The sequence below is a fragment of the Bradyrhizobium sp. LTSP885 genome (genome assembly GCF_000938305.1).
Classification (GTDB): domain Bacteria; phylum Pseudomonadota; class Alphaproteobacteria; order Rhizobiales; family Xanthobacteraceae; genus Bradyrhizobium.
On the sequence record NZ_JYMT01000042.1, the window covers coordinates 973,207 to 996,300 of the forward strand.

The following is a 23,094-nucleotide window of genomic DNA, read 5'->3' on the forward strand; positions in this document are numbered from 1 at the left end:
AACTGTCCGTTACCGCTTACGGATCTTTCACAACCCGTCCGGCTTCCGGCCTTTTCGGGAAGGCAGGGAAGCTGGCCCAGGCACAATCGCGCTGCACCGGAAGTAGAGCAGCAAAGACGGATAGCGGCAACGTCCTAGATCCTGATGTCGTCGAACGTCTCGATCTTGCGTGGTCCGACCGCGGTCGCTTCGTGGGTGTCGGCGGAATCGAGGTTGCCGAAGTCGAGCTTGGTCAGTTTCGTCAGGTCGGCGATCGAGACCTGGAAGACTTTGACATCGGTTTCCGACAGCTTTTCGAGACCATCGGTCTCCTGGATCCGGGCGATGCCCATGACGAGGTCGCGCTGGCTCATCAGGAACGCCGCAGCCTTGAGGCCGTCGTCGCCCTTGGTAATCAGTATCTTCCAGAAATATTTCGGAATCTGGACGCCTCCGAAGCTGGGATCCTTGTGCGGCTTGCCCGAGGGTTTGGGCAAATCGCTGCCGTCGGCGTCGGGCCCGTCGAACACCGGGCCGTTCATGACGATGCCCTTCTCCTCGTCCTTCAGCAGCACATCGCGCGTGTAGTCTTCGAGACCGGCCCACAATTGCTTGCCCTGGTTGAAGGAAAAGAACTGCGGCGAGCAATTGGTGAAGTGGAATGAATCGTCGCCGTGCTCTTTGGCTTCGTCGACAGTATCACCCCAGGTGGCGTCGAGCCGGCGCACCAGATGGCCGCGGTCGAACGGATTGGCGATGCGGTCCGCCTCGAGGGTCGATTGCTTCTTGTAGAATTCGTCCCCGATCTGGAACTCTGCGTCGATGCGCGGGTCGCGCAGCCAGGAATCGCCCTCGCGCTTGCCGACATCCTGTTGCTTGCCACCGTCGATGTTGACGCAACTGAAGAAGGCGAACTTGCGCTCCTTGTTCATCACCACGCTGTAGTTGAAATATTTCAGTTCGCTCTGCCCGGAACTGCCCTTGAGCGTCGCTACCTTCGATTTGAGCCCGGCCGGAATCTTGGGCAGCGATACCGACAGCTTGCCGCTGCCGATGAAGTTCGCCTTGTATCCGGGCCGCGAGCCCAGCGTGGTCTGGTCGATATGCACCGCCTCCATCACCATGCCGGTTGCGGCACCGATCTGCGGTCCCGCCGGGACGATCGGCGGCGACTTGACCGGCGGAGGCAATGCCGCGGCGGGCGGTGTTGCCCCTGCACCTGACTGCAGCCTGATCACAGGCATCGGGACGCGAAGTGGCACCACGAGCGTGGTCACATCGCCGGCCTGCTCCAGCCACAGGTTTGTGCCATAGATCGTCGGCAGGACCACTTTCTCGGTGCCCGGCCGCTGCGGCGACGGAGGTGGCGGCGGCTGTTGCTGATCCAGCACCGGCTTGATCACCGGATTTGAACCGACCGCGACCTTGAGATCGGCGACGATCGCGCTGACCCGGACGCCTTCATTGGCGATCCACTCGATCAACGTCTCGTCCATCGAGGAATCCCACTCCTTGCCATCCGTGGTCAGGATATGGCCGGCCGCGTTCTTCTTCGGCACACCGCTGTGGTGCAGCGCAATCACCTGCCAGAACCGGTTGAATGCGGGCGAACCCGACGAGCCCGCCGTGGTGTCGGTTTTGTACCAGACGAAGTCTCCGACATATTGCAGCAGCTTGTTTTCGCGGACGCAGACCTGCTTGAGCTCACCGCCCGGATGCTGGATGATGGTGAGATATTCGCCGGGGTCGCCCTTGCCCGGCTCGCCGCTCAGCGGCAGCCATCCCCATTCGGTCAAATCCCTGTCGCCTGACAGCGATTTTGGCGCCACGGCGACGATCGAATAATCGAGCTTGTCATTGGTGTAGAAGAACCGTGCGGGCTCGAAGCCGAACCTGACAACCGCGCGTTCCATGCCGGCGACGTCGAGTTCATAGTCGAAATCGGCGATCGAATTGGCGGCGTCGCCAGGACTGCCGAATACGTGATGATTGGTCATCAATAGGCCAGGCCCGATCAGGAAGCCGGATGCATAACCGATCAGGTTGGCGCGCGCGTCCTTGAGCTGAATGCGGCAGATCGGGCGCGACGCCAGCGTCCCCTTTGCCAGATAATTGATGCTGTCGAGATCATTGCCCTCGATGATCCGTTCCAGTCCGACCTGAACCGCCTGGACGTCGTCGGTCTGCTGCAGCAGTTGCCGCTGGCGCATCTGCTTCTTTTCGGGCGACAGCTTGAGCGGACCGTCGCCCAGCTTCTTGTCCAGAGCGGTGGGCGAAACATCCGCCTGCTTGAGGCGTTGCTCCGAGGCGGCGATGAGGTTCGGTTTGATCAGCATGATGGCCTCCGGTGGAAGGAAGAATCGTATGCTCAGAAAGCCGCTCGTGCCGCGAACCGGCAGGGAGCATCCACCTCGGGGCCGCGCGTTGCGCAAGCTTGTCTCACGGCCCATGCGTCTCGATTGTTACCTGGATCACAACTCCACGTGATCGAGTTGCGACCTACAGTCGCACAACCTATCGATGAAGGGCCTTCCGAGCGTGGCGTTTCCGCAGGTACGCCGCGCCGTGATCGGGCTTTGCGTCACCACGCGGCCGCGTGCTATGCGCAGGCCATGCCCGCTCCCATCCTTCCCCTGATCGATGCCGCATCGCACTGGCCCGAGCGTGGTGCGCTGATCGGACTCGATCTCGGCACCAAGACCATTGGCGTCGCGGTCTCAAATTCAGACCGGCGGCTCGCGACCGGCGTCGAGACCATCAAGCGCAAGGCGTTCAAGGCCGACGCGGCGCGGCTGCTAGCGCTTGCCGCCGAGCGCAACGTGGTCGGCTTCGTGCTGGGCCTGCCGATCAACATGGACGGCAGCGAAGGCCCGCGCGCGCAATCGACCCGCGCCTTCGCCCGCAACTTCGCTACCCTCACCCCGCTTGCGATCGCGCTGTGGGACGAACGGCTCTCGACCGCGGCGGTGGAGCGCGAATTGATCGGGATGGATGTCAGCCGCGCACGCCGCGCCGAGGTGATCGACGAGCACGCCGCGATCTTCATCCTGCAGGGCGCGCTGGACCGGCTCGCAACGCTCCGCCGGGACCGCTGACCATGGCCGTGGTGATCGCCGCGCTGCTGCCGGTGTTCCTGCTGATCGTGCTCGGCGTCATCCTCAAGCGCACGCTGATGCGGCTCGATACCCAATGGCACGGGCTGGAGCAGCTGACCTATTACGTGCTGTTCCCGGTGCTTTTGGTCCAGACCCTGGTCAAGGCCGATCTGACAAAAGTACCGGTCGCAGGCGTCGGCGGCGCGCTGTTGCTCTCGGCACTCATAATGTCGCTGCTCTGTCTCGCGCTGCGCTCCCCGCTCGCCCGCGCCGGGGTCGACGGCCCGGCCTTCACCTCGATCTTCCAGGGCGCGACCCGCTGGCAGACCTATGTCGCGCTCTCGGTATCAGGAAATCTCTATGGCAGCACAGGACTGGCGCTGGCCTCCGTCGCGATGGTCGCGATCATCCCGCTGGTGAATGTGTTCAGCGTCGCCGTGCTGGCGCGCTACGCCTCGTCAGAAAAACGGTCGCCGGGCGCGATCGTGATGACGGTGGTGAAGAACCCGCTGATCTGGGCCTGCGTGATCGGTCTCGCCGTGAACGTGGCGCAGATCCCGCTGCCAAAAATCTGGCACGAGGTCGCCAATGCGCTCGGCGGCTCGTCGCTGGCGATTGGCCTGCTCGTGACCGGCGCCGGATTGCATCTGGAAGGCCTGTTCCGCCCGAGCCTCGCCGCCAGCGTCGCGGTGGTGCTGAAGCTGATCCTGATGCCCGTACTGACAGTCGCGCTGGCCGTGTGGTTCGGCCTCACCGGCTCGACCCTTGCGATCGTTGCCGCCTGTGCGGCGGTGCCGACCTCCCCGTCCGCCTATGTGCTGGCGCGGCAAATGGGCGGCGACGCGTCGCTGCTCGCCCAGATCATCACGCTGCAGACGATTTTGGCGGCGATCACGATGCCGATCGCGATCGCTGCGGTTGGGCCTTAGGGCGCGGGCGCAAAAATTGTCACGTCCGCTTTACCCTCGAAGGGCGACATTGAAGCCGACGTGGATGTAGGTCGGACTTGGGGCCAAGAGGCGACATCGCGTAGAATGAAAGAAGGCCGAAGACCAAGGCGGCTTCCTTTTGGACTCACTGCTGCCCGAGGTCAGACGACGCGCTGCCGAGCGCCGCCGGTGCCGTACCCATCGATCCATTCCCGGAAAAACGGTTGTTGCCGAAGGTGCCGGACCCCGAACCGGAGATCGCGGTGGTGTTGAATGCTATGTCGTTGTTTGACAACCTGACCGTTTGATAGCTTGTTACCCCGACGTTGTTGTGGCTGATGGTCGAATTGTTGACGACAACCTGCGCGCCGGGATCTCCCTCGACGCCGGCGGTAGTATTGCCGGACAATACAGAGCGGTTGACGACGACGCTGTTGCCAGCCGCAACCGCGATGCCAAAGGTATTCCCGGCCGAGGTCACGTTATCGAGGATCGCTGCTGTTCCTGCGGCCCCCGCGACCACGACGCCAGCGCCTGCATTTCCGCTGATAGCGGTATCCGTGATGACCAACTTGCCCGGTGAAGTCCTTAAATCAATGACGCCCTGCTGGGTATGTTGGATGATATTCATGTCTTCGAGAATAACGGTGCCTGCCGCATTGATCTGGACGCCGCGAGTGCCGTTTCCGAAACCGTTGATCGTGTAGCCCTTCAGACGAACAGTTTGCAAAGCATCGCTCTGGGGAAGATTGATTGTAACCAGCACTCCTCCGTGCACGTCGTTGAAAGCAACCCCGGTGCAGTCGATGGTGATGGACTTAGTGATCGTAAGCTGTCCCGACGCGGGCGCGCTGATGCAGGAGATGCTGCCGCCCGAACCGGTAGCGTTGTGCGCCGTAGAAAAACTTGCACATGGAGAGGTTAAGGTACACGCATTGCCATCGTTGCCAGAATTGGAGACGTAACTCTCGTAGTTTTGGGCGCGAGCCGGAGAGCCTGCGCAAACGGCAATCAGAAAAATTGTAAAAAACGAATATCGCAACAACATTTCGCCTCCCTGATGGATGGGGCGTGCGTCGTGAAATGGTCCGGATGATGCCCGCCCAAAGATGGCGATCATGCCGTTGTGCAAATGCCGGCACAAGAGCGTTCCCGCGGTGGCAGCCCTGACTTCTGCCAAAAATTGAAGCAAAGCCGGGCGTCACCTGTGCTGTTGGTCGTGCAACCACCACCGCTTTGGGTCAAAAGCTGCCGATCACCGCTGCGCTGAGTGACGTCCACTCCACCGCAATGAACCGACGTGCCGATCGTCGCAGCGAAGGAGCGCGTTACCGTCCCGACGGGTCACCCCGCCAGCCACCAGGTCTGGATCGTCGCCGCCAGATTGTTCAGCGCGTGCAGCAGGATCGTCAGCCAGACCGAGCCGGTGCGAAAGCGTAGGTACCCGAACAGCAGCCCGATCGACAGCACCTCGCAGAGGAAGAACCAGTCGTATTGGAGGTGCATCACCGTCCAGACGATCGACGACAATACGATCGCGCCATAGGGGCCGAGAAACGATTGCGACCAGCCGCGATAGAGCCAGCCGCGGGCGAACAGCTCTTCCCACACCGGCGCGGCAACAACGAATGCGATCACCAGCAGCCATAGCGCACCGTCAGCCTGCGCCGATTTCAGCACGTCGCCCATGAAACCGGGCGTCACGTCGCGACCGGCCAGGCGGGACACCATGTCCCAGGCCTCGACCAGCACCGCCAGCGCAACGATGCCGATGATCACATTCTTCCACGACGTCCAGCGCAGTCCGAGATAGTCGGCAAACGGAATCCGGGTCGGACGGATCGCGACCCACAGCGCCAGCAGCACCATCGGCAGGCCCGCGACGACCGAGAGCGAAATCGTCAAGCCGCTGGCGACCACATGGGTGAGACCAGCCATCGACAGTGGCCCGTCCTGCCGCATCACGAGATAGACAATGACCGCAAGCTGGCCGAGGAACATTGCGACGAAGATCAGCAAGCCCCACAGCGCGGTGCCCCAGAATTTCCAGACCCGCGGCGGGCGTGGCGCCGGCTCGATCGCCGCAGGCGGCATGTCGGGATTGAGTGCGTCCATCAGCAGACCTTCATGGCAGCGCCCGCGCCAGCAGCGCGCGCGTCGTCGTCAGACAGCTCCACTGCGCCGTACACGTCGGCGTGGCCTACGGCGCGATGGAATCGGGGGATCATAAGCCTGCCCGCTCGCACGGGGCAGCAAAAATGTGCCCTAGACGCTTCCATGCGTTGGCGCATGGCGGCCGAGGCGCACGTCCAGCCAGTCGCTCGCGCGGGTCTTGTTCACGTCATTCCTGGAAGCCTGGACAGGAAAAATGTCGCCGGCCCGCAGCGGCCGGCCATCGGGATACGCCGCCATCTCCATGGTCGCCTCATGCGTGGCCCCGTCCACCGGGGAGATGTAGGCAAAGCGAATCTCGATCTTGTGCTTGATGTCGTAGCCCTGCCACTTCGGATGGCCGCGCGTCAGAAGGACGGCAAGCTCGCACGACAGGAGATCGGAGCTCGAGCTCCGCCGCCCCTCGGTCTTTTCCATGTAGCACTGGTCCTTGACGCTGCTGACACGCGCGTCGATCGGCCGGAAATTCACCCGCTTGTCGAACTCGCTGTGGGCATAGAAAGCCGCAAGACCGACGCAAATCATCCCATAAACGCCAAGACGCATCCTTGATGCTCCCATACTGCCGAGCGGCGCCGATCAGATGCGTGTCTCGTCGACCTTGGTCTTGGAGGCCAGGATCGGAAATGCGTCCCCGGCGCGCAGTGGTTTGCCGTTGGGGAGGAAAGTCAGTTGCAGGCTCGATGTGTGCGCGGCGCTATCGACCGGCGAGACATAGGTGACGCGCAGCTCGATCTTGTGCTTCACGTTGTAGCCCTGCCATTTCGGATGATCGCGTCGCAGCAGCTCGGCAACCTCGCAACGCACCGGGTCGGAGGTGAACGTCGTCTTGGCGACGACCCCGCGCTCGACCTTTTCCAGATAGCACTGCTCGTTGACAGTGGCGATGCGCGCCTCGACGCGCTGAAAGTTCGTGTTCCTGTCGTACTGATCGTAAATCGCAATGCCGAAAGCGCCGACGGCAACAACTGCAATGGCTAAACGCATGACCCGTGCTCCCGCAATGCCGGTACATCACGGGATCGCAATTAAGGAGTGTTGAACACGCGCGCGGCCGCTATCGCGATGGCAACCGCCATCTTGCGAGAATGCCTCGCATTTGAGGCAATGTCGCCGGACTAGAGCCGTTTCCGTTCCGATGGAATCGGAACGGGGCTCTAGATTCTTGTTTTGACGCGTTTTCTTCCCGCGAACCGGTGGCCACTTCGCTGGAAAACGCTCTAGCGCGGTCGCGTGATCGGAAAATCGTAGGCCTGACCGCCCGCCCCCCGCAGCGAAAAGTGCCACCATTCCTTGGAATAGTTCGCAAAGCCCTGCCGGCCCATCGCCGCCACCAATCTGCTGCGCCAACGCCGCTGCGCCGATGTGATCGAGCCAGCAGCGGTATGGCCCTTCACATCCGAGCAGTCATAGCCGGTGCCCATGTCGACGCTGCCCTCCGGGGCGCGCTTTGCCACCGGCGCCGTGCAGTCGGCATAGTCGCGCGCGGGATCGAATTTACCGGAATTGTCGGCCGTGAGATCGACCAGCGTCAGATCGACCGCGGCTCCCGTCGAATGGCCGGAATGGGTGGCGATGTAGCCGAGCCGGAACAGGTCCGCTTTCGAGAAGGCCGGATTGTAGCGCCGCTCGGCCGCGGTTTCCTTGCCGTTCTGCGACCACGCCACCATGTCGGCGACCGCACGCGCCGGCCGGTAGCAATCGAACATCTTCAGCGACAGTTTTTGCCGTGTGAGTTCCTGCTGCACGGCCTTGAGACGCAGCCCCACCTCACGCGTCACCACGCATTCGCTGGCGCCATAGCCCACGATCGGCCGCCCCATGAAATTGTTCGAGGTGGCGTAGCGGATGTCCTGGATGATGGTCGGGTCGATATCGCGCAGGAACACGAAGCCGTCAGGCAGGGTCTGTGCCATCGCGGGTGAAATCCAGGCAGCGACAGCGGCGGCGATCACGACAATTTTCACAAGGCTCACCTTTATCGTCATGGCCGGGCATAGCCGTCCAAAGGACGGCGTCGCTTCCGCTCGCCTATGTCCCGGCCATCCACGTCTTTTTCTCGGGCAACTTCAAGAAGACGTGGATGCCCGGGACAAGCCCGGGCATGACGGCGGGAGACCCGGCGATATCATACTCGGGGATAACTCCTCCGGCCCCTCTTCGCGCTTGCCCCTTGGGCCATCCGCGCCTATAGCTCTCGCTTTAATGACCCCATCATTGAAATCGACTTTCGTCCTTGGTCACCGGCATCTGCTGGGCATCGAGGGCCTTTCCGCCCACGACATCACCGGCCTGCTCGACCTCTCCGAGGAGTATGTCGAGCTCAACCGCCAGGTCGACAAGAAACGCGCCTCGCTGCGCGGCCGCACCCAGGTGAACCTGTTCTTCGAGGCTTCAACGCGGACCCAGTCCTCGTTCGAGATCGCCGGAAAACGGCTGGGCGCCGACGTCATGAACATGTCGGTGTCATCGATGTCCACCCGCAAGGGCGAGACGCTGATGGACACCGCCGTGACGCTGAACGCGATGCACCCGGACATCCTGGTGGTCCGCCACCACGCCTCCGGCGCAGTGGAACTGCTGGCGCGCAAGGTTGACGGTTCCGTGATCAATGCCGGCGACGGCGCCCACGAGCACCCGACCCAGGCACTGCTCGATGCGCTCACGATCCGGCGCAACAAGGGCCATCTCGAGGGCCTCGTGATCGCGATCTGCGGCGACGTGCTGCATTCGCGCGTCGCCCGCTCCAACATCCTCCTGCTCAACACCATGGGCGCCCGCGTCCGCGTGGTGGCGCCCTCCACGCTGCTGCCGGCAGGCATCGAGCGGATGGGCGTCGAGGTCGCGCGCGACATGCGCGAGGGGCTTGAGGGCGCCGACATCGTCATGATGCTGCGGCTGCAGCGCGAGCGCATGAACGGCTCCTTCGTGCCGTCGACCGCCGAGTATTTCCATTATTTCGGCCTCGACCAGAAGAAGCTCGGCTACGCCAAACCGGACGCGCTGGTGATGCATCCGGGGCCGATGAACCGCGGCGTCGAGATCGACACCTTCGTTGCCGACGGCGCGCAGTCACTGATCCGCGAACAGGTAGAAATGGGAGTGGCGGTACGCATGGCGGTGCTCGAAGCACTGGCCCGCAACCTGCCGAACGCGTGACGCCATGCTGACTGACCGCAGACCCATCCTGCTCGCCAACGCCCGAATTATCGATCCGTCGCGCGATTTCGACGGCCCCGGCGACGTCCTGATCGCCGACGGTGTGATCCGCGACGCCAAGCGCGGCATCGGCGCCGCCGGCGTCCCTGAAGGCACCGACATCGTCAATTGCGCCGGCAGGATCGTGGCCCCCGGCCTGATCGACATGCGCGCCTTCGTCGGCGAGCCCGGCGCCAGCCACCGCGAGACGTTTGCCTCGGCGAGCCAGGCCGCGGCGGCCGGCGGTATCACCACCATCATCTGCCAGCCGGATACCTCGCCGGTGATCGACAATTCGGCGACAGTCGATTTCGTGATGCGCCGCGCCCGCGACACCGCGATCGTCAACATCCACCCGATGGCCGCCCTCACCAAGGGCATGCAGGGCCACGAGATGACCGAGATCGGCCTGTTGAAGGCCGCAGGCGCCGTCGCCTTCACCGACGGTGACCGCAGCGTCACCAACGCGCAGGTGATGCGACGTGCGCTGACCTACGCCCGCGATTTCGATGCGCTGATCGTGCATCACACTGAGGATCCCAACCTCATCGGCGAAGGCGTGATGAACGAGGGCGAGTTCGCAACGCGGCTTGGGCTTGCCGGGATTCCTGCCGCCGCCGAATCGATCATGCTCGAGCGCGATTTGCGGCTCGTCGCACTGACCGGCGGGCGCTATCACGCGGCGTCGCTGACCTCGATGGAGTCGCTGGAGATCCTCAAGCGTGCCCGCGATTCCGGGCTCGACGTCTCGGCCTCGGTCTCGATCAACCATGTGACGCTGAACGAGAACGATATCGGCCCCTACCGCACCTTCCTGAAGCTGTCGCCGCCGTTGCGCACCGAGGACGACCGCAAGGCGCTGGTGGCGGCGCTCGCCTCCGGGCTGATCGACGTCGTGATGAGCGACCACAATCCGCAGGACGTCGAGGTCAAGCGGCTGCCGTTCGCGGAAGCCGCCCACGGCGCAGTCGGCCTGCAGACCATGCTGGTGGCGGCGTTGCGGCTGATCCACAATGGCGAGATGGATTTCAAGACGCTGATCCGCGCGATGTCGACGCGGCCGGCCGAACTGCTCGGGCTGGCAGGCGGCACGTTGCGCGCGGGCGCGCCGGCCGACGTGATCGTGATCGACGCCGATACGCCCTGGGTGCTCGACCGCGACGACCTCAAGTCGCTGTGCAAGAACACCCCGTTCGACGATGCCCGTTTCTCCGGCCGCGTGATGCGGACGATTGTCGGCGGACGTACGGTGTACGAACATGTCTAGCGCTCGGCGCGACGGGAGGTTCCGCAATGTCGGGTGATTGGTTTCTCATTGTCGCATTGGTGATCGGCTACCTGCTCGGCTCGATCCCGTTCGGCCTGATCCTGACCAGGCTCGCCGGCACGCAGGATCTGCGCTCGGTCGGCTCAGGCAATATCGGCGCCACCAACGTGCTGCGCACCGGACACAAGGGCCTCGCCGCGGCGACCTTGATCGGCGATATGCTCAAGGGCACGGTCGCCGTCATCATCGCCGGGACCTATGACGGCCCTGACGCGGCGATGCTGGCCGCGCTCGGCGCCTTCCTCGGCCATCTCTTTCCGGTCTGGCTGAAATTCAAGGGCGGCAAGGGTGTCGCGACCTATATCGGCGTGCTGCTCGGCCTGTTCTGGCCGGCGGCGCTGATCTTTGCCGCGATCTGGCTCGGCACCGCCTACACCAGCCGCTACTCGTCGCTGTCGGCGCTGGTCGCGGCCTTCGTGACGCCGATCTTCCTGTGGTGGTTCGGCCACGCCGCGCTGGCGTCGCTGTTCGCCGTGCTGACGCTGCTGCTGTTCTACATGCACCGCGAGAACATCAAGCGGCTGCAGGCCGGCACCGAAGGCAAGATCGGCGCGAAGTAATCCCCTGTCATTCCGGGGCTCGCGAAGCGAGAACCCGGAATCTCGAGATTCCGGGTCTGGTCCTTCGGACCATCCCGGAATGACGGAGCCCTAAACCCTCAGCGCCTCCTCGACAAAGCTCGCCGCCGCCAGCGCCTGCGCGTCAGCGCCGAACTTCGCGATCACGGTCACGCCGACGGGCAATCCGCCCTCGGCAACAAGTGCCGGCACATTGACGCAGGGCACGCCCATCAAAGTCCAGAGCCGGTTGTAGCGGGGATCGCCGGTCGACGCCAAACCCGCAGGTGCTGCGCCCGGCGCCGACAGCGTCAGCAGCACGTCGACCTCGTCGAAGATGGCGGCGAGCGCCCGCCGCGCCCGCAGGGTGACGTCCATCGCGGCATCGTACTCGGCGGGCGTACCGCCCTTGCTCTCGTCGAGCCGACCGCGCAGCAGCGGCGGCATCGCGTCGTAATTCTGCCCGTACTCCCAGGCGAACGACTGATGCGCCTCGAACTCCTGCACGATGGGATGGATGCGCCACGCCTCCGCGACGATCTCCGGCATCGCTAGCTCGCGCACCGATGCGCCAGCCTTTTCCGCCGCACGCGACGCCTTCTGCAGCGCCGCCGCGCCCGACGCCTCCGGTGCGTCGGCAAAGGCCTGCGTCACCACGCCGATCCGCGGCGCCGCAACGCTCGCCGGCACCAGCAGCTCCGGCCTGTTGGTCATCGCCGATAGTCCAGCCGCGACGTCGCGCACGCCGGGCGCAAACAGCCCGACCGTATCAAGGGTCCACGAGAAACATTTCACGCCGACCGTCGGCAGCAGCCGATAGCTCGGCTTGATCGCGGCGACGCCGCAGAACGAGGCCGGCCGGATCACCGAGCCGCCGGTCTGTGTCCCCAACGCCAGCGGGATCATCCCGGCGCCTACCGCTGCCGCCGAGCCGGCCGACGATCCACCCGGCGTATGGCCATGATTGTGCGGATTGAGGGTTGCGGTCGGATCGTTCGCCGCGAACGCCGTCGTCGTGGTCTTGCCGATGATGGTCGCGCCGGCGCGCTTCAGCGCCATCACGACCGGCGCATCGGCGCGTGGGCGATTACCACGGTAGATCTGTGCACCCATCTCGGTCGGGAAATCGGCGGTATCGATGATGTCCTTGATGCCGACCGCGATGCCGCAGAGCGGCCCGGACGATTGCGCGCGGGCGTTCGCATCGGTGCAGACGAAGGCGCCGATGGTCTTGTCCTGCGCGCCGATCGCCTCCAGCGATTGGCCGATGGCGGTATCGGGCGAAAGCGCGCCCCGTTCGATGCGTTGCTGAAGGTCGGCAAGTGAGATCATGGGCACTGCATCCTGCTGCTGTCGGCCGTTTGTACGCAGCGGTTCGCGTGCGGGCAAGCCAATGGGCCGGTTGATCGCAATCTCCGGTTGGGCCAAGCTGCACCCCGCATGCATGACCGCCCGCACAAGATCTCCGACGCCGAACGGCTCAACCGCCTCAGGTTGATCCGCTCCGACAATGTCGGGCCGCGCACTTTTGCATCCCTGCTCCGCCATTTCGGCGATGCGGCGAGCGCGCTGGATCGCCTGCCCGATCTCGCGCGCCGCGGCGGCGCATCGGGACCGGGCCGCATCTGCAGCGAGGCCGACGCCGCCGCAGAGCTCGCGGCCTGCGAAAAGTTCGGCGTCGATCTCATCGCGCCCGATGAAGCCCATTATCCGCCGCGGCTTGCCACCATCGACGATGCGCCGCCGCTGCTCGGCACGCGCGGCGCGCTGGAAACCCTGACGCGGCCGATCATCGCGATCGTCGGCTCGCGCAACGCCTCCGGCGCCGGGCTGAAATTTGCAGGCACCCTCGCGCGCGATCTCGGCGACGCCGGCTTTATCGTGATCTCGGGTCTGGCCCGCGGCATCGACCAGGCGGCGCATCGCGCCACCGTCGCCAGCGGCACGGTCGCGGTGCTGGCCGGCGGCCACGACAGGATCTATCCGCCCGAGCATACGGACTTGTTGACGGCGCTGCTCGACCAGGGTGCTGCGATCTCCGAAATGCCGCTCGGCCATGTGCCGCGGGCGCGCGACTTCCCCCGCCGCAACCGGCTGATCTCGGGCGCTTCGCTCGGCGTTGTCATCGTCGAGGCCGCGCATCGCTCGGGCTCGCTGATCACCGCGCGGATGGCGGCCGAACAGGGCCGCGAGGTGTTCGCGGTGCCGGGCTCGCCGATCGATCCGCGCGCCGCCGGCACCAACGACCTGATCAAGCAGGGCGCGACCTTGGTCACCGAAGCCGCCGACGTCATCAACGCGGTCGCACCGATCATGGAGCGGCCAATCATGTTGTCCGCGCGCGAAGACGACGATCCGCTGGATTTTTCCACCGGCGCGCCCGACCGCAACCGGATCATCGATCTGCTCGGCCCGACACCGATCAGCCTCGACGATCTGATCCGGATGGCGGATGTATCGCCAGCGGTTGCACGCGCGGTGCTGCTGGAGCTCGAGCTCGCCGGCAAGCTCGAGCGCCACGGCGGCGGACTGGTGTCGATGATTTAGCGTTCTGGGAAATTAGGCCGTAATCGCTTCCCCGTCATTGCACAGCAATGACGTGGACAAAGCTGGACGTTCAACCGTCATTCCGCCCATCGAACCGCGTGCGCGCGCCCTCGATCTCGGGCAGATGTGCGAACGCCCATTGGCCGAGCGCCTTCACCGGCTCCGCCAGTCCGCGGCCGAGGTCGGTCAATTCGTAATCGACCCGCGGCGGAATGGTCGGGAATATCGTGCGCGTCACCAGGCCGTCGCGCTCCAGCCCGCGCAGGGTGAGCGTCAGCATCCGCTGCGAGATGCCAGCGATGGTGCGCTTGAGCTCGTTGAAGCGCCGTGGCCCGTCGATCAGCACCATGATCACGAACACGCTCCATTTGTCGCCGACCCGCGCCAGCACCGAGGCCACCGCGCGGCAATCGCTGTGGTCACCTGCCGGTCCCGGCAGCGGCGGTAGGGCAGGCACACGGATGTTCTCGGGTCTCATTGCTGTGCTCTGGTTTCAAAAATGTGCGTTCTTGCGGAGATTTACGACAGTCACTCATATAGCGCCAGTTACAAATATATACCAAAGGTGACACCTGCCATGAAACTCCTGCATCTCGATTCCAGCGTCCTCGGCCCCCACTCCGTCAGCCGCCAGGTCTCCGCCGCCGCCGTCGAGCGGCTGCGCCAAGCCAATCCCGGCCTCGCCGTGACCTATCGCGACCTCTCCACGGCCCCGCTTGGCCACCTCACGGGCTCCCACCTCGCCGCCGGCCAGGGTGCCACGCCGGAACCGTCGCTGCGCAACGACATCGCTGCCGGACAAGCCGTGCTGGACGAGTTCCTGGCCGCCGATATCGTCGTGATCGGCGCGCCCATGTACAATTTTACGATTCCGAGCCAGCTCAAGGCCTGGATCGACCGCGTCGTGGTTGCGGGCAAGACCTTCAAATACGGCGCTAATGGCGTCGAGGGGCTGGCCGGCAACAAGCGCGTCATCGTCGCGATCTCGCGCGGCGGCTTCTACGGCGCCGGCACGCCGATGGCCGCGCTCGAGCATCTCGAGACCTATCTGCGCGGGGTGTTCGGCTTCATTGGGGTGACAAACCTCGAATTCATCCCTGCCGATGGCATCATGGTCGGTCCCGAGCATCGCGAAAAGGCCGTCGCCGGCGCGCTGCTGGCCGCAGGCAGCCTGAACGCAGCCTGACGCCAAAATGCCTGCCGTCGCTTCGGCGACGGCGGGCTGTCAGGTCGACGAAGTCAGAACCAGGCGCCCTGGATTCCGCAAATCACGGCGACGAGTGAAATCAACAGACCGATGCCTGAAAACAATGCGATCGTGACAAGCTGAGACGTATCTGAACTTTCGGAGGCGGATGAAACCGGAACCGATGTCGGGATGGGGGCAGATTTTGGCGCAATTGCTTTGGGCATGATGGCAACTCCAAATGAATCTGCACTGAAAAAATCCCGGCCCATTCAGGAGTCCCTGTGGTCGGTCAAAGGTTCAATTGATTTGGCTCGCGCGACCCTACATGCGCAAATGTTCAGCCGGCGTGATGCGGATCACACCGGCTGATTTTATATTAAGCGATGATTCAGCCGCGATAGATCGGCGCCCCCGCGGGCGAGGCCGTCGCACCGCCATCGACGAACAGTTCCTGTCCCTGCACATGCGCTGAATCGTCCGAAGCCAGGAACAGCACCGTCTTCGAAATGTGATGGGGTTCACCAATGCGTCCGAGCGGCGTGGTCTTGCCGATCCGCGCCTCGAAGATTTTTTCGGCTTCCGGCGTCGCGGTCGCGGCGCCCCAGATCGGGGTGCGTACCGCGCCCGGCGCCACCACATTGACGCGGATGTTGCGTGGCGACAGTTCCGAGGCCATCACCCGCGCCATCGCGCGCACGCCGGCCTTGCTCGCCGCATAGGCCGAATAGCCGGGATTGCCGAGCACCGAGATCACCGAGCCGTTGAGGATGATGGACGCGCCGTCGTTGAGATAGGGCACAGCCGCCTGCACGGTGAAGAACACGCCGGTGAGATTGGTCCGGATCACGTTCTCGAACGCCGCGAGCGTGGTGCCGCCGAGCGGCGTCTGCCCGGGAATGCCGGCATTGGCGAATACGACGTCGAACTTGCCGAATTTCTCCGCGCCCTGCTTCACCGCGGCTTCGAGCGCCGCGACGTCAGTGGCGTCGGCCACCACCGCAAGTCCGTTCGACCCGAGTTCCTTCGCCGCTGCCGCGAGCGTCTCCTTGTTACGCCCGGTGATGACGACCTTCGCGCCTTCGGCCACGAACAGTTTTGCGGTTGCAAGGCCAATGCCGCTGTTGCCGCCGGTGATCAATGCCGTCTTGTTTGCGAGTCTCACGTCCGCCTCCTCTTTGGTTGCATTATTAAACTTCATTGCCTAACTAGGACATCCGGTTTAATATTGCAACTACACAAGGGCGTGATGATCGAGCATGATCCGGAAAAGTGTGAAGCGGTTTTCCGAAGAGATCATGCTCAAACAAGAAGCTTTCCGGAGACCCAGCGTGAAACGAACCAGTCTTGCAGGTGACGGTTGCCCGGTCGCACGTGCGCTCGACGTGTTCGGCGACTGGTGGTCGCTCTTGATCATCCGCGATGCCAGCCTCGGCCGGCGCCGCTTCGGCGAATTCCAGGAGAGCCTCGGCCTGGCAAAGAACATCCTCGCGAGCCGGCTGCGCACGCTGGTCGAGCGTGGCATTCTGAAGATGGTCCCCGCCTCCGACGGCAGCGTCTATCAGGAATATGTGCTGACGCCGAAGGGGCGCGGCATCTTCCCGATCCTGGTCGCGCTGCGGCAATGGACCGAGGAGTTCGACGAGCATCCAGACGAGATCGCGACGATCATGGTCGACCGCGACAACGGCAAGCCGGTGAAGAAGCTCGCGCTCTATTCGCAGGACGGCCGCGTGCTGGATGCCGCCGCGACCATGCTGAAGCCGCGACCGGCGAAACGCAAACGCGTAACCGCATAGCGTTGCTCTGTGCCCGCATAACCCGGGTCACTGAGTTGCCCGACATGGCAAGCCCTCCCGCGAAAGCTCGGGCAAATCATGTCGCGAGAAGGTGAAGCTGCGTCCCCACCCAAAACTGTCATCGCCCGGCCTGTGCGCAATTGCGCACATGGACCGGGCGACCCAGTACGCCGCGGCCTCTCGGTTCAAGCACAGGCGCCTCTGGAATACTGGATCGCCCGCCTTCGCCTTCGCGGGCAATGACACCACCTCACGACAGTTTCCGCCTGCTCCGCACCCGCATCTGTTCGTCGGCTTCCAGCCGCGCCATCGCGAGCAAATGGTCGAGCACCCTGAATTTGTTGCGCTGGGCCAGTCCGGCGAGTTGGGTCACGGCTGCTGCGATCAGGACCAGGGCGTCATCCGCGCTGCCCTCCCCACCTGTATCATCGTCAGCCGATCGACGCCGGCTGGACGCTTTGCGCTTCCGGCCGCCTTCTGTCCTGCTCAAGAAGGCTACTTCCCCTGCACCTGTATAAAGAGAGATACGCTGTTTCCGGCCGCAACTCTAGGGCGTATTTTTCAACTCTGGGGATAGGATTCTCACACCGAAAACTGCCCCTTCAATATCTGTCGATTTGACAGGGACCGCCCCAGCACCCATGTTCGCCCCGACATGGCGGGCCGCGAGTCTAGCGGAACCGACCTTCAAATTTTCCTGTAAACCATTGGAATGACATGAATATCGTCATTGTGGAGTCGCCGGCCAAGGCCAAGACGATCAACAAATATCTGGGGTCCTCCTACGAGGTCCTGGCGTCGTTCGGCCATGTTCGCGACCTCCCGGCCAAGAACGGATCGGTCGATCCGGACGCCAATTTCCAGATGATCTGGGAGATCGATGCCAAGGCCGCCGGCCGGCTCAACGACATCGCCAAGGCGCTGAAGGGCGCCGACCGCCTGATTCTCGCAACCGACCCTGATCGCGAGGGCGAAGCGATCTCCTGGCACGTGCTTGAAGTGATGAAGGAGAAGCGCGCGCTGAAGGACCAGAAGGTCGAGCGCGTGGTGTTCAACGCCATCACCAAGCAGGCGGTCACCGACGCCATGAAGGCGCCGCGCCAGATCGACGGCGCGCTGGTCGACGCCTATATGGCGCGCCGCGCACTGGACTATCTGGTCGGCTTCACGCTCTCCCCGGTGCTGTGGCGCAAACTGCCCGGCGCGCGCTCGGCGGGCCGCGTGCAGTCGGTCGCGCTGCGGCTGGTCTGCGACCGCGAGCTCGAGATCGAAAAGTTCGTCCCCCGCGAATACTGGTCGCTGGTCGCGACGCTACTGACGCCGCGCGGCGATGCCTTCGAAGCGCGTCTCGTCGGTGCCGATGGCAAGAAGATCCAGCGCCTCGACATCGGCACCGGCGCGGAAGCCGAGGATCTCAAAAAGGCGATCGAGGCCGCGCTGTTCAAGGTCGCGACCGTCGAGGCCAAGCCTGCGCGGCGCAACCCGCAGGCGCCCTTCACCACCTCAACCTTGCAGCAGGAGGCCAGCCGCAAGCTCGGCTTCGCCCCGGCGCACACCATGCGCATCGCGCAGCGTCTTTATGAAGGTATCGACATCGGCGGCGAGACCACAGGCCTCATCACCTATATGCGTACCGACGGCGTCCAGATCGATCCGTCCGCCATCACCCAGGCCCGCAAGGTGATCGGCGAGGACTACGGCAACGCCTATGTGCCGGATGCCCCGCGCCAGTACCAGGCCAAGGCCAAGAACGCCCAGGAAGCGCACGAAGCGATCCGCCCGACTGATCTGTCGCGTCGCCCGGCCTCGATCGGCCGCCGGCTCGATGCCGACCAGGCGCGGCTCTATGAGCTGATCTGGAAGCGGACCATCGCAAGCCAGATGGAATCGGCGGAGCTCGAGCGCACCACCGTCGATATCGAAGCCAAGGCCGGCGCCCGCACGCTGGAGCTGCGCGCCTCGGGTCAGGTCATCAAGTTCGACGGCTTCCTCGCGCTCTATCAGGAAAGCCGTGACGACGAGGAGGACGATGAGTCTCGCCGCCTGCCCGCGATGAGCGCGGGCGAGGCCGTGAAGCGCCAGAGCCTCGCCGTCACCCAGCATTTCACCGAGCCGCCGCCGCGCTTCTCGGAAGCCTCGCTGGTGAAGCGGATGGAAGAGCTCGGCATCGGCCGTCCCTCGACCTATGCCTCGATCCTGCAGGTGCTGAAGGACCGCGGCTACGTCAAGCTGGAGAAGAAGCGGCTGCACGGCGAGGACAAGGGCCGCGTCGTGGTAGCGTTCCTGGAAAACTTCTTCGCGCGCTACGTCGAGTACGACTTCACCGCCGATCTCGAGGAGCAGCTCGACCGTGTCTCCAACAACGAGATTCCCTGGCAGCAGGTGCTGAAGGATTTCTGGACCGGCTTCATCGGCGCCGTGAACGACATCAAGGACCTCAGGGTCGCCGAAGTGCTCGACGCGCTCGACGGCATGCTGGGCCCGCACATCTATCCGCCGCGCGACGATGGCGGCGACGTCAGGCAGTGCCCGACCTGCGGCACCGGCAAGCTCAATCTGAAAGCCGGCAAGTTCGGCGCCTTCGTCGGCTGCTCGAATTATCCGGAATGCCGTTACACCCGTCCGCTCGCGGCCGACAACGCCGAGAGTGCCGACCGCATCCTCGGCAAGGACCCCGAAACGGATCTTGATGTCGTGGTGAAGGCCGGCCGGTTCGGTCCCTACATCCAGCGCGGCGAGCAGAAGGATTACGCCGAAGGCGAGAAGCCGAAGCGCGCGGGAATTCCCAAGGGCACGTCGCCCGGCGATGTCGACCTCGAGCTTGCGCTAAAACTGCTGTCGCTGCCGCGCGAGATCGGCAAGCATCCGGAGACCGGCGAGCCGATCACGGCCGGCCTCGGCCGCTTCGGGCCGTTCGTCAAGCATGAGAAAACCTATGCCAGCCTCGAGTCCGGCGACGAGGTATTCGACATCGGACTGAACCGCGCCGTCACGCTGATTGCGGAGAAGGTCGCCAAGGGCCCGAGCGGCCGCCGCTTCGGCGCCGATCCCGGCAAGCCGCTCGGCGATCACCCCTCGCTCGGCGCAGTTGCGCTGAAGAACGGCCGCTATGGCGCCTACGTCACCGCTGGTGGCGTCAATGCGACGATCCCGAGCGACAAGACGCCCGACGAGATGACGCTTGCGGATGCGATCGCGTTGATTGACGAGCGCGCCGCCAAGGGCGGTGGCAAGAAGGTCAAGAAGACGAAAGCTGCGAAGCCGGCCAAATCAGCGAAGGCTGATGGCGACGCTGAGGCCAAGCCCGCCAAGAAGGCCGCGGGGAAGAAGTCCGCCGCAAAGCCGAAGTCTGACGCGGTCAGCAAGGCGCGCGCGCCGGTCTCGTCAGCTGCCAAGACCTCGGCCGCGAAGCCCGCGGCACCAACCAAAGCACCCGCGAAGAAGAGCGCCGGCAAGGCAAGAGGATAAGTGAAACCAAAACACGACCATGGCTTTCCGGCCCGGGACGCCATCGTCGCTTTCATTCGCGCCAATCCAGGCAAGGTCGGTACCCGCGAGATCGCCCGCGAGTTCGGCCTGAAGAACGCCGACCGCGCCGAGCTGAAGAAGATCCTGCGCGAACTCGCCGACGACGGCACGGTCGCCAAGCACGGCCGCAAGATCCTTCAGCCGGCCGCACTGCCGCCGACCGTGCTCGCCGACATCACCGGCCGCGACAGCGATGGCGAGCTGATCGCCACGCCCGCCGAGTGGGACTCGGAAGACAACGGCCCCGCGCCAAAGATCCGCATCGAGACCCCGCGGCGCCCGAAGCCCGGCACCGCCGCCGGTGTCGGCGACCGCGCGCTGCTGCGGGTCGACGTCTCGGACGAGGGCGACGGAACGCCCTATCGCGGTCGCGTCATCAAAGTGATCGACCACGCGAAGAGCCGCATCCTCGGCATCTTCCGCCGCAACCCTGATGGCGGCGGACGACTGATCCCGGTCGACAAGAAGCAGGCCGGCCGCGAGCTCAACATCGCCACAACAGATACCGGCGGCGCCGAGGACGGCGATCTCGTCAGCGTCGATCTGGTGCGCAGCCGCGGCTACGGGCTCGGCTCCGGCCGCGTCAAGGATCGCCTCGGCTCGCTGTCGAGCGAGAAGGCGATCAGCTTGATCGCGATCCACACCCACGACATTCCGCAGATTTTCTCTCCCGCCGCGATCCGCGAATCCGAGGAGGCAAAACCCGCGACGCTGCAGGGCCGCGAGGACTGGCGCGATGTGCCGCTCGTTACCATCGATCCGCCCGACGCCAAGGATCACGACGACGCCGTGCATGCGGAGCTGGACGGAGATCCGAACAACAAGGGCGGCTACATCGTCCATGTCGCGATCGCCGACGTCGCCTTCTATGTGCGGCCCGACTCGGCGCTCGACCGCGATGCGCTCCAGCGCGGCAACTCGGTCTACTTCCCCGACCGCGTGGTGCCGATGCTACCGGAGCGGATCTCCAACGATCTGTGCTCGCTGGTGCCGGGCGAGCCGCGCGGCGCGCTCGCGGTGCGGATGGTGATCGGCGCCGACGGCCGCAAGCGCTCGCACACCTTCCATCGCGTGCTGATGCGATCGGCCGCGAAACTCAACTATGCGCAGGCGCAGGCCGCGATCGACGGCAGGCCCGATGACACCACCGGCCCCCTGCTCGATCCGATCCTCAAACCGCTGTGGACGGCCTACGCGCTGGTCAAGCTCGCACGCAACGAGCGCGACCCGCTCGACCTCGATCTGCCCGAGCGCAAGATCCTCCTGAAGCCTGACGGCAGCGTCGACCGCGTGGTCGTGCCGCAACGGCTGGATGCGCACCGGCTGATCGAGGAGTTCATGATCCTCGCCAACGTCGCCGCGGCCGAGATGCTGGAGAAGAAAAGCCTCCCGCTGATCTATCGTGTGCACGACGAGCCTAGCCAGGAGAAGGTTCACAATCTCCAGGAGTTTTTGAAGACGCTCGACCTGCCCTTCACCAAATCCGGCGCGCTGCGGCCCGCACAATTCAACCGCGTGCTGGCGCAGGTCTCGGGCGAGGATTACGAGCCGCTGGTCAACGAGGTGGTGCTGCGCTCGCAGGCGCAGGCGGAATATTCCGCCGAGAATTACGGCCATTTCGGCTTGAACCTGCGCCGCTATGCGCATTTCACCTCGCCAATCCGCCGCTACGCCGATCTGATCGTGCATCGCGCGTTGATCCGCGCGCTGGGCCTCGGCGAAGGCGCGCTGCCGCAGGACGAAACGCTGGAAACGCTCGCCGAGATCGCGGCACAGATCTCCGTCACCGAACGCCGCGCCATGAAGGCGGAACGCGAGACCGCCGACCGGCTGATCGCGCATTTCCTCGCCGATCGCATCGGCGCCACCTTCCAGGGCCGCGTCTCCGGCGTCACCCGTGCCGGCCTGTTCGTCAAGCTCGATGACACCGGCGCCGATGGCCTGATCCCGATCCGCACCATCGGCAGCGAATATTTCAACCATGACGAAACCCGCCACGCGCTGATCGGCTCGCGCAGCGGAACCATGTACCGGCTCGGCGACGTCGTCGACGTCCGCCTGGTCGAGGCAGCGCCAGTGGCGGGCGCGCTGCGGTTTGAGCTATTGGCTGATGGTCAGGCTATTCCGCGTGGCGGAAGACGCGGGCGCGATGGTGCAGGGCCCGAGCGGCGTGTCACGGGACCTGCCAAAGGATTTGCCAAGGGACCTGCCAAGGGATTTGCCAAGGCGGATCACGGAAAGAAAGCGCGCAACAAGAAGGGTGGCAAGCCGGGGAAGCAAAAGTCCGGCAAATCGAAACGAGGCAAGTGATGGAAACGGTGACCCCATCAACGGTTGTCTGGACCCGCGATACCACGCAGCCCGAGAAGCGTGACGTATGGACTGCGATGAAGCGCGGCTTCCGTGGTCGCTGCCCGCGCTGCGGTCAGGGCAAACTGTTCCGCGCGTTCCTCAAATGCGACGGCCGCTGCCCGGTCTGCGACCTCGATTTCACCCCGCATCGCGCCGACGATTTGCCCGCCTATCTCGTCATCATCATCGTCGGCCATATCGTGGTACCGACCGCACTGTGGATCGAGACCGATTATTCGCCGCCGGTGTGGCTGCAGCTTTCAATCTACTTGCCATTCACGCTGTTCGCATCGCTGGCGCTGCTGCAGCCGGTGAAAGGCGCCGTGATCGGGCTGCAATGGGCATTGCGCATGGGTGGCTTCGACGAAAATGCCCCTAGCGACATCCCGCCGGTCTAGCTAAACCGGACGACAAGAAGAACCTGA

At 64.4% G+C, this 23,094-nt stretch carries 22 protein-coding genes; 11 read left to right on the forward strand and 11 right to left on the reverse strand.

Annotated elements, in window-relative coordinates; translation table 11 throughout:
• Positions 1-134: 134 nt before the first annotated feature.
• A complete protein-coding gene (locus tag UP09_RS33570) occupies positions 135-2,315 on the reverse strand; it encodes a DNA/RNA non-specific endonuclease (RefSeq protein ID WP_044542562.1) in 2,181 nt (726 codons plus the stop codon).
• A gap of 276 nt (positions 2,316-2,591) precedes the next feature.
• Here UP09_RS33570 and ruvX point away from each other — a divergent pair, with 276 nt between their 5' ends.
• Both ruvX and UP09_RS33580 read left to right on the forward strand, forming a co-directional pair.
• Complete coding sequence (gene ruvX / locus UP09_RS33575; protein WP_044542757.1) at positions 2,592-3,074, forward strand: Holliday junction resolvase RuvX; 483 nt, start codon at positions 2,592-2,594, stop codon at positions 3,072-3,074.
• Positions 3,075-3,076: 2 nt separating this feature from the next.
• Complete coding sequence (locus UP09_RS33580; protein ID WP_044542563.1) at positions 3,077-4,003, forward strand: AEC family transporter; 927 nt, start codon at positions 3,077-3,079, stop codon at positions 4,001-4,003.
• Positions 4,004-4,148: 145 nt separating this feature from the next.
• Here UP09_RS33580 and UP09_RS37280 read toward each other — a convergent pair whose 3' ends face one another.
• The 5 genes from UP09_RS37280 to UP09_RS33605 form a co-directional block, all read right to left on the reverse strand.
• On the reverse strand, positions 4,149-5,123 hold the full coding sequence (locus UP09_RS37280) for a right-handed parallel beta-helix repeat-containing protein (RefSeq protein ID WP_082070386.1): 975 nt from the start codon (positions 5,121-5,123) through the stop codon (positions 4,149-4,151).
• A gap of 224 nt (positions 5,124-5,347) precedes the next feature.
• Positions 5,348-6,118 (reverse strand): CPBP family intramembrane glutamic endopeptidase, encoded by a 771-nt coding sequence (locus tag UP09_RS33590; protein ID WP_044542565.1) that lies wholly within the window; start codon positions 6,116-6,118, stop codon positions 5,348-5,350.
• A gap of 150 nt (positions 6,119-6,268) precedes the next feature.
• Positions 6,269-6,721 (reverse strand): hypothetical protein, encoded by a 453-nt coding sequence (locus UP09_RS33595; protein WP_044542566.1) that lies wholly within the window; start codon positions 6,719-6,721, stop codon positions 6,269-6,271.
• A 33-nt stretch (positions 6,722-6,754) separates the two neighbouring features.
• Positions 6,755-7,162 (reverse strand): hypothetical protein, encoded by a 408-nt coding sequence (locus UP09_RS33600; protein WP_044542567.1) that lies wholly within the window; start codon positions 7,160-7,162, stop codon positions 6,755-6,757.
• A gap of 233 nt (positions 7,163-7,395) precedes the next feature.
• The gene (locus UP09_RS33605; protein WP_245302348.1) at positions 7,396-8,091 is read right to left on the reverse strand and encodes a M15 family metallopeptidase; all 696 of its coding nucleotides are present in this window, start codon (positions 8,089-8,091) and stop codon (positions 7,396-7,398) included.
• Between the two features lie 289 nt (positions 8,092-8,380).
• On the opposite strand from UP09_RS33605, the gene UP09_RS33610 reads away from it, so the two are divergent.
• The 3 genes from UP09_RS33610 to plsY are packed head-to-tail and all read left to right on the forward strand — an operon-like array spanning position 8,381 to position 11,260.
• Entirely contained in the window at positions 8,381-9,334 is a 954-nt protein-coding gene (locus UP09_RS33610; RefSeq protein WP_044542570.1) for an aspartate carbamoyltransferase catalytic subunit, read from the forward strand.
• A 4-nt stretch (positions 9,335-9,338) separates the two neighbouring features.
• Positions 9,339-10,640, forward strand: coding sequence for a dihydroorotase (locus UP09_RS33615; protein WP_044542571.1), 1,302 nt, complete (start codon positions 9,339-9,341; stop codon positions 10,638-10,640).
• Positions 10,641-10,666: 26 nt separating this feature from the next.
• Positions 10,667-11,260, forward strand: a complete 594-nt coding sequence (plsY, locus tag UP09_RS33620) for a glycerol-3-phosphate 1-O-acyltransferase PlsY (protein ID WP_044542572.1) — start codon at positions 10,667-10,669, stop codon at positions 11,258-11,260.
• 90 nt (positions 11,261-11,350) lie between these two features.
• Here the strand turns inward: plsY and UP09_RS33625 are convergent, their stop codons facing one another.
• Positions 11,351-12,589 carry an amidase gene (locus UP09_RS33625; protein WP_044542758.1) on the reverse strand — a complete coding sequence of 413 codons (1,239 nt, stop codon included), beginning with the start codon at positions 12,587-12,589 and terminating at the stop codon, positions 11,351-11,353.
• 108 nt (positions 12,590-12,697) lie between these two features.
• Here UP09_RS33625 and dprA point away from each other — a divergent pair, with 108 nt between their 5' ends.
• Positions 12,698-13,804 carry a DNA-processing protein DprA gene (dprA, locus tag UP09_RS33630; protein ID WP_044542573.1) on the forward strand — a complete coding sequence of 369 codons (1,107 nt, stop codon included), beginning with the start codon at positions 12,698-12,700 and terminating at the stop codon, positions 13,802-13,804.
• Between the two features lie 70 nt (positions 13,805-13,874).
• On the opposite strand, the gene UP09_RS33635 is transcribed toward dprA, so the two are convergent.
• On the reverse strand, positions 13,875-14,282 hold the full coding sequence (locus UP09_RS33635) for a winged helix-turn-helix transcriptional regulator (RefSeq protein ID WP_044542574.1): 408 nt from the start codon (positions 14,280-14,282) through the stop codon (positions 13,875-13,877).
• A gap of 99 nt (positions 14,283-14,381) precedes the next feature.
• On the opposite strand from UP09_RS33635, the gene UP09_RS33640 reads away from it, so the two are divergent.
• On the forward strand, positions 14,382-14,990 hold the full coding sequence (locus tag UP09_RS33640; protein ID WP_044542575.1) for an FMN-dependent NADH-azoreductase: 609 nt from the start codon (positions 14,382-14,384) through the stop codon (positions 14,988-14,990).
• 53 nt (positions 14,991-15,043) lie between these two features.
• Here the strand turns inward: UP09_RS33640 and UP09_RS38305 are convergent, their stop codons facing one another.
• Both UP09_RS38305 and UP09_RS33645 read right to left on the reverse strand, forming a co-directional pair.
• Positions 15,044-15,217, reverse strand: coding sequence for a hypothetical protein (locus UP09_RS38305; RefSeq protein ID WP_197082784.1), 174 nt, complete (start codon positions 15,215-15,217; stop codon positions 15,044-15,046).
• A 164-nt stretch (positions 15,218-15,381) separates the two neighbouring features.
• Entirely contained in the window at positions 15,382-16,155 is a 774-nt protein-coding gene (locus UP09_RS33645; RefSeq protein ID WP_044542759.1) for an SDR family NAD(P)-dependent oxidoreductase, read from the reverse strand.
• Between the two features lie 133 nt (positions 16,156-16,288).
• Between UP09_RS33645 and UP09_RS33650 the strand changes: the two genes are divergently transcribed.
• Positions 16,289-16,789 (forward strand): winged helix-turn-helix transcriptional regulator, encoded by a 501-nt coding sequence (locus UP09_RS33650; protein WP_044542760.1) that lies wholly within the window; start codon positions 16,289-16,291, stop codon positions 16,787-16,789.
• Positions 16,790-17,039: 250 nt separating this feature from the next.
• Here the strand turns inward: UP09_RS33650 and UP09_RS33655 are convergent, their stop codons facing one another.
• On the reverse strand, positions 17,040-17,279 hold the full coding sequence (locus tag UP09_RS33655; protein WP_044542576.1) for a hypothetical protein: 240 nt from the start codon (positions 17,277-17,279) through the stop codon (positions 17,040-17,042).
• A 227-nt stretch (positions 17,280-17,506) separates the two neighbouring features.
• On the opposite strand from UP09_RS33655, the gene topA reads away from it, so the two are divergent.
• Genes topA through UP09_RS33670 form a run of 3 tightly spaced genes read left to right on the forward strand, consistent with a single transcriptional unit; the run spans position 17,507 to position 23,067 of the window.
• A complete protein-coding gene (gene topA / locus UP09_RS33660; protein WP_044542577.1) occupies positions 17,507-20,257 on the forward strand; it encodes a type I DNA topoisomerase in 2,751 nt (916 codons plus the stop codon).
• Positions 20,258-22,627: a ribonuclease R gene (gene rnr / locus UP09_RS33665; protein WP_044542578.1), complete on the forward strand. Its 2,370-nt coding sequence runs from the start codon at positions 20,258-20,260 to the stop codon at positions 22,625-22,627.
• The gene (locus tag UP09_RS33670; protein WP_044542579.1) at positions 22,627-23,067 is read left to right on the forward strand and encodes a DUF983 domain-containing protein; all 441 of its coding nucleotides are present in this window, start codon (positions 22,627-22,629) and stop codon (positions 23,065-23,067) included. The genes rnr and UP09_RS33670 overlap by 1 nt, the downstream gene beginning before the upstream one ends.
• Positions 23,068-23,094: the final 27 nt, after the last annotated feature.

Excerpts from the sequence above, each read along its gene's own strand:
- UP09_RS33570 (WP_044542562.1), bottom strand. The coding sequence starts at position 2,315 with ATGCTGATCAAACCGAACCTCATCGCCGCCTCGGAGCAACGCCTCAAG.
- ruvX (WP_044542757.1), top strand. The coding sequence starts at position 2,592 with ATGCCCGCTCCCATCCTTCCCCTGATCGATGCCGCATCGCACTGGCCC.
- UP09_RS33580 (WP_044542563.1), top strand. The coding sequence starts at position 3,077 with ATGGCCGTGGTGATCGCCGCGCTGCTGCCGGTGTTCCTGCTGATCGTG.
- UP09_RS37280 (WP_082070386.1), bottom strand. The coding sequence starts at position 5,123 with ATGATCGCCATCTTTGGGCGGGCATCATCCGGACCATTTCACGACGCA.
- UP09_RS33590 (WP_044542565.1), bottom strand. The coding sequence starts at position 6,118 with ATGGACGCACTCAATCCCGACATGCCGCCTGCGGCGATCGAGCCGGCG.
- UP09_RS33595 (WP_044542566.1), bottom strand. The coding sequence starts at position 6,721 with ATGCGTCTTGGCGTTTATGGGATGATTTGCGTCGGTCTTGCGGCTTTC.
- UP09_RS33600 (WP_044542567.1), bottom strand. The coding sequence starts at position 7,162 with ATGCGTTTAGCCATTGCAGTTGTTGCCGTCGGCGCTTTCGGCATTGCG.
- UP09_RS33605 (WP_245302348.1), bottom strand. The coding sequence starts at position 8,091 with ATGGCACAGACCCTGCCTGACGGCTTCGTGTTCCTGCGCGATATCGAC.
- UP09_RS33610 (WP_044542570.1), top strand. The coding sequence starts at position 8,381 with ATGACCCCATCATTGAAATCGACTTTCGTCCTTGGTCACCGGCATCTG.
- UP09_RS33615 (WP_044542571.1), top strand. The coding sequence starts at position 9,339 with ATGCTGACTGACCGCAGACCCATCCTGCTCGCCAACGCCCGAATTATC.
- plsY (WP_044542572.1), top strand. The coding sequence starts at position 10,667 with ATGTCGGGTGATTGGTTTCTCATTGTCGCATTGGTGATCGGCTACCTG.
- UP09_RS33625 (WP_044542758.1), bottom strand. The coding sequence starts at position 12,589 with ATGATCTCACTTGCCGACCTTCAGCAACGCATCGAACGGGGCGCGCTT.
- dprA (WP_044542573.1), top strand. The coding sequence starts at position 12,698 with ATGCATGACCGCCCGCACAAGATCTCCGACGCCGAACGGCTCAACCGC.
- UP09_RS33635 (WP_044542574.1), bottom strand. The coding sequence starts at position 14,282 with ATGAGACCCGAGAACATCCGTGTGCCTGCCCTACCGCCGCTGCCGGGA.
- UP09_RS33640 (WP_044542575.1), top strand. The coding sequence starts at position 14,382 with ATGAAACTCCTGCATCTCGATTCCAGCGTCCTCGGCCCCCACTCCGTC.
- UP09_RS38305 (WP_197082784.1), bottom strand. The coding sequence starts at position 15,217 with ATGCCCAAAGCAATTGCGCCAAAATCTGCCCCCATCCCGACATCGGTT.
- UP09_RS33650 (WP_044542760.1), top strand. The coding sequence starts at position 16,289 with ATGCTCAAACAAGAAGCTTTCCGGAGACCCAGCGTGAAACGAACCAGT.
- topA (WP_044542577.1), top strand. The coding sequence starts at position 17,507 with ATGAATATCGTCATTGTGGAGTCGCCGGCCAAGGCCAAGACGATCAAC.
- UP09_RS33670 (WP_044542579.1), top strand. The coding sequence starts at position 22,627 with ATGGAAACGGTGACCCCATCAACGGTTGTCTGGACCCGCGATACCACG.